Annotated in this window: 8 protein-coding genes; 5 read left to right on the top strand and 3 right to left on the bottom strand. The window is 70.4% G+C overall.

What is annotated here, in order from left to right; all coding sequences use genetic code 11:
- From CCN51_RS02615 to CCN51_RS02625, 3 genes are all read left to right on the top strand, one after another.
- Positions 1-755 (top strand): helix-turn-helix transcriptional regulator (locus tag CCN51_RS02615; RefSeq protein ID WP_143675711.1); only part of this gene is annotated, 755 nt, incomplete at its 5' end.
- Between the two features lie 3 nt (positions 756-758).
- Entirely contained in the window at positions 759-1,637 is an 879-nt protein-coding gene (locus CCN51_RS02620) for an alpha/beta fold hydrolase (protein WP_043487128.1), read from the top strand.
- Positions 1,638-1,757: 120 nt separating this feature from the next.
- Positions 1,758-2,156, top strand: a complete 399-nt coding sequence (locus tag CCN51_RS02625) for a hypothetical protein (protein WP_014177627.1) — start codon at positions 1,758-1,760, stop codon at positions 2,154-2,156.
- Positions 2,157-2,168: 12 nt separating this feature from the next.
- Here CCN51_RS02625 and CCN51_RS02630 read toward each other — a convergent pair whose 3' ends face one another.
- The gene (locus CCN51_RS02630) at positions 2,169-2,876 is read right to left on the bottom strand and encodes a TetR/AcrR family transcriptional regulator (RefSeq protein ID WP_014177626.1); all 708 of its coding nucleotides are present in this window, start codon (positions 2,874-2,876) and stop codon (positions 2,169-2,171) included.
- Between the two features lie 146 nt (positions 2,877-3,022).
- On the opposite strand from CCN51_RS02630, the gene CCN51_RS02635 reads away from it, so the two are divergent.
- Together CCN51_RS02635 and CCN51_RS02640 are read left to right on the top strand one after the other, a co-directional pair.
- The gene (locus CCN51_RS02635) at positions 3,023-3,541 is read left to right on the top strand and encodes a hypothetical protein (RefSeq protein ID WP_014177625.1); all 519 of its coding nucleotides are present in this window, start codon (positions 3,023-3,025) and stop codon (positions 3,539-3,541) included.
- Between the two features lie 97 nt (positions 3,542-3,638).
- Complete coding sequence (locus CCN51_RS02640; RefSeq protein ID WP_014177624.1) at positions 3,639-4,067, top strand: RidA family protein; 429 nt, start codon at positions 3,639-3,641, stop codon at positions 4,065-4,067.
- 73 nt (positions 4,068-4,140) lie between these two features.
- Here CCN51_RS02640 and CCN51_RS02645 read toward each other — a convergent pair whose 3' ends face one another.
- Positions 4,141-4,932 carry an ABC transporter permease gene (locus CCN51_RS02645; protein ID WP_014177623.1) on the bottom strand — a complete coding sequence of 264 codons (792 nt, stop codon included), beginning with the start codon at positions 4,930-4,932 and terminating at the stop codon, positions 4,141-4,143.
- A partial coding sequence (locus CCN51_RS02650) for an ATP-binding cassette domain-containing protein (protein WP_086859218.1) occupies positions 4,929-5,777 on the bottom strand: 849 nt, incomplete at its 5' end. The genes CCN51_RS02650 and CCN51_RS02645, both read right to left, overlap by 4 nt.

Below are 5,777 nucleotides of genomic sequence, written 5' to 3' on the forward strand. Positions count from 1 at the left end.
TACCGCATCGGGTGGGCCTGCGGGCGGGGGTCGCCGCCTACGCGTCGGCGATGCTCGACCTGTGCCTGGGACGCCACGCGGCGGCGCATGACCGGTTCACGGCCATCGCCGCGGCGGGACCGGGCGTCGGGCATCCCACCGTGGTGTGGCGGATGGCGCCGGATCGCGTCGAGGCCGCCGTGGGCGCGGGCGACGACGCGGCCGCGCGGGCGGCGCTGGAGGCGTACGAGCGGTGGTCGGCGCACGCCACCACGCCCGAGTCGCACGCTCTGCTGGCCCGCTGCCAGGGCCTGGTCGAGCCGTCCGAGGAGGCCTTCGACGAGGCGCTGCGGCTGCACACCAACCCGTTCGAGGCGGCCAGGACGGCTCTGTTGCTGGGTGAGCGGCTGCGCCGCGCGCAGCGGCCGGGCGAGGCGCGGGCGCGGCTGCGGATGGCGTGGGAGACGTTCGAGCGGGCGGGCGCGCGGCCGTGGGCGAGGCGCGCACAGGGTGAGCTGCGGGCGGCGGGCGAGAGCGGACAGGCCCCACCCTCCGCCGTTCTTGACGCGCTGACCCCGCAGGAGCTGCGCATCGCCGGCCTGGTCGCCGACGGGTTCTCGAGCAAGCAGATCGCCGCCCAGCTCTTCCTGAGCCCGCGCACCGTCGAGTACCACCTGTACAAGATCTATCCGAAGCTGGGCATCGGCTCCCGTACGGAACTGGCGCGACTAGTAGTTCTACAGAAGGCGCCCGTGGCGGAAGCGGACATGCTCTGAGACATGCGTGAAGTGAACATCTGGAGTGAAGAGTTCGGCGCCGTGACGGACGCGCCGATCCTGTTGATCATGGGGTCGATGTCGCAGGGCGTCCTGTGGCCGGACGAGTTCGTCGGCCGCCTTGCCGCCGGGGGCCGTCGGGTGATCCGGTACGACCACCGTGACACCGGTATGTCGGACACCGTCGACTTCGCGGCGGAACCGTACACATGGGACGACATCAAGAACGACGTGTACCGCGTGCTGGACGCCCACGGCCTGGAGAGCGCCCACCTGGTCTGCCACTCGGCGGGCGGGCTGCTCGGCCAGTTCGTCGCGGTGGAGCGGCCGGAACGGGTGCGCTCGCTGACCGTCATCGGCTCCTCGCCGCTCGGCGGCGGCGAAGGCCAGGTGATCGTGCGGGCCCTGATGGGGCAGCCGCAGCCCGAGGGAAGCCTGCCCGAGCCGGCGCCGGAGTTCACGGCCTTCTACCGCGCGCTGATGGCCGCCCCGCCGCCGGAGGACCGGCGCGCCCGGATCGACGGCATGATCGCCGAGCAGCGTGTGCTGCACGGCACCGGGCTGCCGTTCGACGAGGACGCGGCGCGTCGGCTGCAGGAACGGATCTACGACCGGGCCCGCGACCTGTCGGCGGTGACCAACCACCGGCTGGCCGCGATGGCCAAGCCGGAATTCGAGCCGGTGAACGTGGTGCACCGAGTGAAGGCGCCCACGCTGGTCATCGAGGGCAGCCACGAGCCGGCCAAGCCGGGCCACGGCGCGATCATCGCCGAGCGGATCCCGGGGGCACGGCTGATGATCGTGGCGGGCATGGGCCACACGCTGCCGCCGGAGGTGCACGAGGAGCTGGCCGCCGCCATCCTCGCGCATACGGCCGGGTGACGTCTGCCTAGGCAGCGCCGGCCTCGCCAAAGGTCTCGAACCAGCCCATGAGGCCAACGTGAGGGACTGAGGGCCTGAGGGCTGAGGGCCTGAGCGGGCGGGGCGAGTAGCGTGCTGCCCATGGCCCGTTCCCGCAGCACCCGTCGGCTCGTTGTCGGCGACGACACCTATCTGTGGTCGGTGGGTCACACCCACGACGGCGGCAAGCAGCCGGACTACTCGACCTGCCGGGAGCTCCTGTCCCTCCGCCTGGAAGGCAGCAGAGGCCGCCTGCAGCTCGTCTTCCGCCAGCCCTGGTACCCGCCCGGCCCCGCCAGCACGGTCGGCGACCGCGACCGCGGCTGGCTGAACCTCCACGAGCCGGGTGTGGTCCGCGCCTTCCTCGACGCGGCCCTCGCGCAGGGCTGGCAGCCCGGTGCGAAGTCGGGTCAGGAGATCGACGGCTGGACCCTCTTCCCCGAGGCGCTGCGCGCCCGCCGCGCCCAAAGCGACGGTGGGGTGGGCACCCCGGCTTCCTGAGCCGTACCCGGCCTAGCTGCTGCGGGCGCTGCCGCCAGCGCTGCCGCGGGCCGGGAGTTGGGCTTCGAGCCCGGCGAGGAGGGCGCGAAGGCCGCGTTCGAGGGTCTGCTCGGGGGCGGCGGCGTAGTCGGCGGCATAGGGCTCCGCCAGACGCGCGCGAAGGCGGGGGAATTCCTGGGCGACCTCCGCCGCCTTGGCCATGGTGGCCCCGATGAGCTCCTGCGTGTCCTGGCCGTCCCGGCTCAGGCGCCGGTTGAGGGAGACCATGGCCGCTCCGCCGAGCGCGTTGCCGAGTACGTAGGTGAAAACGGCCGCGGCGACCTGGTCGGCGTCGGCGGGGGCGAACCCGGCCTGCTCGTACAGGGCGAGGCAGTGGTCGTCGTACCGTGCCTTGCCCGGGCCGTAGAAGAGGTACGAGCCGAATGCCTGCACCAGCCACGGATGGCGCTCGAACATGGCGTGCAGATCGACAGCGAGTGACACAGCCGCGGAGCGCCAGTCGGCCGCGTCCGGTTCCGGCAGCTCGATCTCGTGCCAGACCAGGTCTCCGGCCAGCAGGACGAGATCGTCCTTGTTCTTGACATGCCAGTAGACCGCGGTGGCCGCGCTGTCCAGGCGCTTGCCGAGGCTGCGCATGTTCAGGCCCTCGAGGCCCTCCTCATCGAGCAGTTCGACGGCGGTGCGGACGATCTGATCGCGGGTGAGCGTGTTGCGTGGCATGGGCCCACGATAGGGCGGCCCCGGTCTCTTGTACAAAGTTCAGGAACTGTCTTGCACTTAGTTCAAGTCCCTGGTTAACGTGTACTTGCACTTAGTTCAAGAACTCGGCGCCGAGACCGGCGCACCGTCCTGAGGGGGAACCACTCATGAACGCCTTCATCGCCGCCATGCAGCTGTCCGTCGCCGGCGCCTTCGTCAGCATCCCGGTCGTCCGGGCCCGCTTCGGGGCGACCGCCACCTCCGCCGCCAAGGCCGAGCTGAACCGTCAGGGCGTGCGCACCACCGTGCTGGAGGAGAACGGGATGCGCTTCGACGCCGGCGGCCACGAGACCTGGGCCCCGGTGTCCATCGCCGCGGTCCTGGCCGCCGCCGCGGTGCTGAACCTCATCGGCAACTCCATGGCCGGGATGCTCAGTTGGATCGTTCTGGGCCTGGTCCTGGCCATCAACTGCGTGATCCTCTACAGCAACCTGACCGCCACCGCCTCGGTCCAGGCCGCCTTCGCCCGCAAGGGCGACCCGGAGCTGGCCCGCGTCGACGTCGCCGCTTTGCTCAAGGCCGCCGAGTCCGGCTTCCCCCGCTGGGTCTGGGTCCTCCAGAACGCCCGCCACGTCATTGTCTTCGGCGCCGCCGGCCTCGCTCTCGCCACCCTCGCCCTCGCCTGATCGCCTACCCGGCCGCCGCCCGCCGGCCGCCCGCCGCCCGCCGCCCGCCGCACGAAAAGCGATGGTGGGGCGGGTTCCCAGGAGTGAGGATGCCGCCATGAAGAAGAAGCGGCTCACGCATATACCGGCCCCGGAGGGCGTCGCTCCAGGGACGGGCTACACCAACGTCGTCATGGGCTCCGGCCGTATGGTCGCGGTGTCCGGACAGATCGCGCTCGACGAGCGGGGCGAACTCGTCGGCGCGGGCGATCCCGCCGCGCAGGCCCGGCAGGTCTTCGAGAATCTGCGCCGCTGCCTGGCGGCGGCGGGCGCCACTTTCGACGACGTCATCAAGCTCACCTACTTCGTCACCGACGTGGCCCACCTGCCCGCGGTCCGGTCCGTACGCGACGAGTACGTGGACATGACGCACCCGCCCGCCAGTTCGGCCGTCCAGGTCGCGGCCCTGTTCCGCCCCGAACTGCTGCTGGAGGTCGAGGCCTTCGCGCTGGTGGACGAGCCGCCGGCCGGGGCCGTTTCATCCTGAACGCCGACGGGGCGGCGTACGCCGACGTGGTGTCGGGGTACGCCGCCCTTCCGGCGGGATGCGGTCCGGGTGGTTACTTCGGGTCGCGGTTGAACACCGCCTTCGACCAGCGGTAGCCGAGGGCCGTCAGGCCGAGGCACCAGGCGATGCTGATCCACCAGTTGTTGCCGATGTCGGTGCCGAGGAGCAGTCCGCGGATGGTTTCGATGGTGGGGGTGAAGGGCTGGTATTCGGCGATCGGCTGGAACCAGCCGGGCATGGCGTCGACGGGGACGAAGGTGCTGGAGATGAGCGGGAGGAAGATCAGCGGCATGGCGTTGTTGCTGGCCGCCTCGACGCTCGGGCTGACCATGCCCATCCCGACCGCGATCCAGGTGAGCGCCAGGGCGAAGAGTGCGAGCAGCCCGAAGGCGGCGATCCATTCCAGGGCGGTGGCGTCGGTGGAGCGGAAGCCGATGGCCACGCCGACGGCGCCGACGAGGGCCACGCTGATGATCGACTGGAGGACGCTGCCGATGACGTGTCCGATGAGGATGGATCCGCGGTGGATGGCCATGGTGCGGAAGCGGGCGATGATGCCTTCGGTCATGTCGTTGGAGACGGAGACCGCGGTGCCGATCGTGGTGCTGCCGATGGTCATCAGCAAAAGGCCCGGGACGACATATTTGATGTAGTCGGAGCGGTCGGCACCGCCGCCTCCGATGCCCGTGCTCATCGCGTCGCCGAAGATGTAGACGAACAGCAGGAGCAGCATGATCGGGGTGAGCAGGAGGTTCAGGGTCAGCGACGGGTAGCGCCGGGCGTGCAGGAGGTTGCGCCGCAGCATGATGGAGGAGTCGCGGACGGCGAGGGCGAGGGAGCTCATCGGACGGTCTCCTTGGGCTGGTTCGGCTGGGTGGGCTGGTTGGAGCCGGTGAGGGCGAAGAAGACGTCGTCGAGGTCGGGGGTGTGGACGGTGAGTTCGTCGGCTTCGATGCCGGCGGAGTCGAGCCAGTCGAGGATGGAGCGCAGTTCGCGCTGGCTGCCGTCGCTGGGGATCTGCAGGGACAGCGCTTCGTCGTCGCGGGTGGCCTCGCGCAGTGTGGTGGCGGCGTTCTGGTACGCGGCCGGGTCGGTGAAGCGGAGCCGGATATGTCCGCCGGGGATGAGCCGCTTGAGCTCGTCGGCGGTGCCTTCGGCGGCGATCTTGCCGTCGTTCAGCATGGCGATGCGGTCGGCGAGTTCGTCGGCTTCGTCGAGGTACTGGGTGGTGAGGAAGACGGTGACGCCATCGGAGACGAGTTCGCGGATGATCTCCCACATGTTGTGCCGGGAGCGCGGGTCGAGGCCGGTGGTGGGTTCGTCGAGGAAGATGATGCGCGGGTTGCCGACCAGGGTCATGGCGATGTCCAGGCGGCGTTTCATACCGCCGGAGTAGGTGGAGGCGGGCTTCTTGGCAGCCTCGGTGAGGTCGAAGCGCTCCAGCAACTCGGCTGTGACGCGCCGTCCTTCGCGCTTGGAGAGGTGGTGCAGGTCGGCCATGAGGAGCATGTTCTCCTCGCCGGTGATCAGCCCGTCGACGGCGGAGAACTGCCCGGTGACCCCGATCGCGGCCCGTACCCCGTCCGGTGAGGTGGCGACGTCATGGCCGGCGACCTGGGCCTGGCCGCCGTCGGCGGTGATGAGGGTGGAGAGGATTTTGACGGCGGTGGTCTTGCCGGCGCCGTTCGG

The organism is Streptomyces milbemycinicus (assembly GCF_002154605.1).
Classification (GTDB): Bacteria; Actinomycetota; Actinomycetes; order Streptomycetales; family Streptomycetaceae; genus Streptomyces; species Streptomyces milbemycinicus.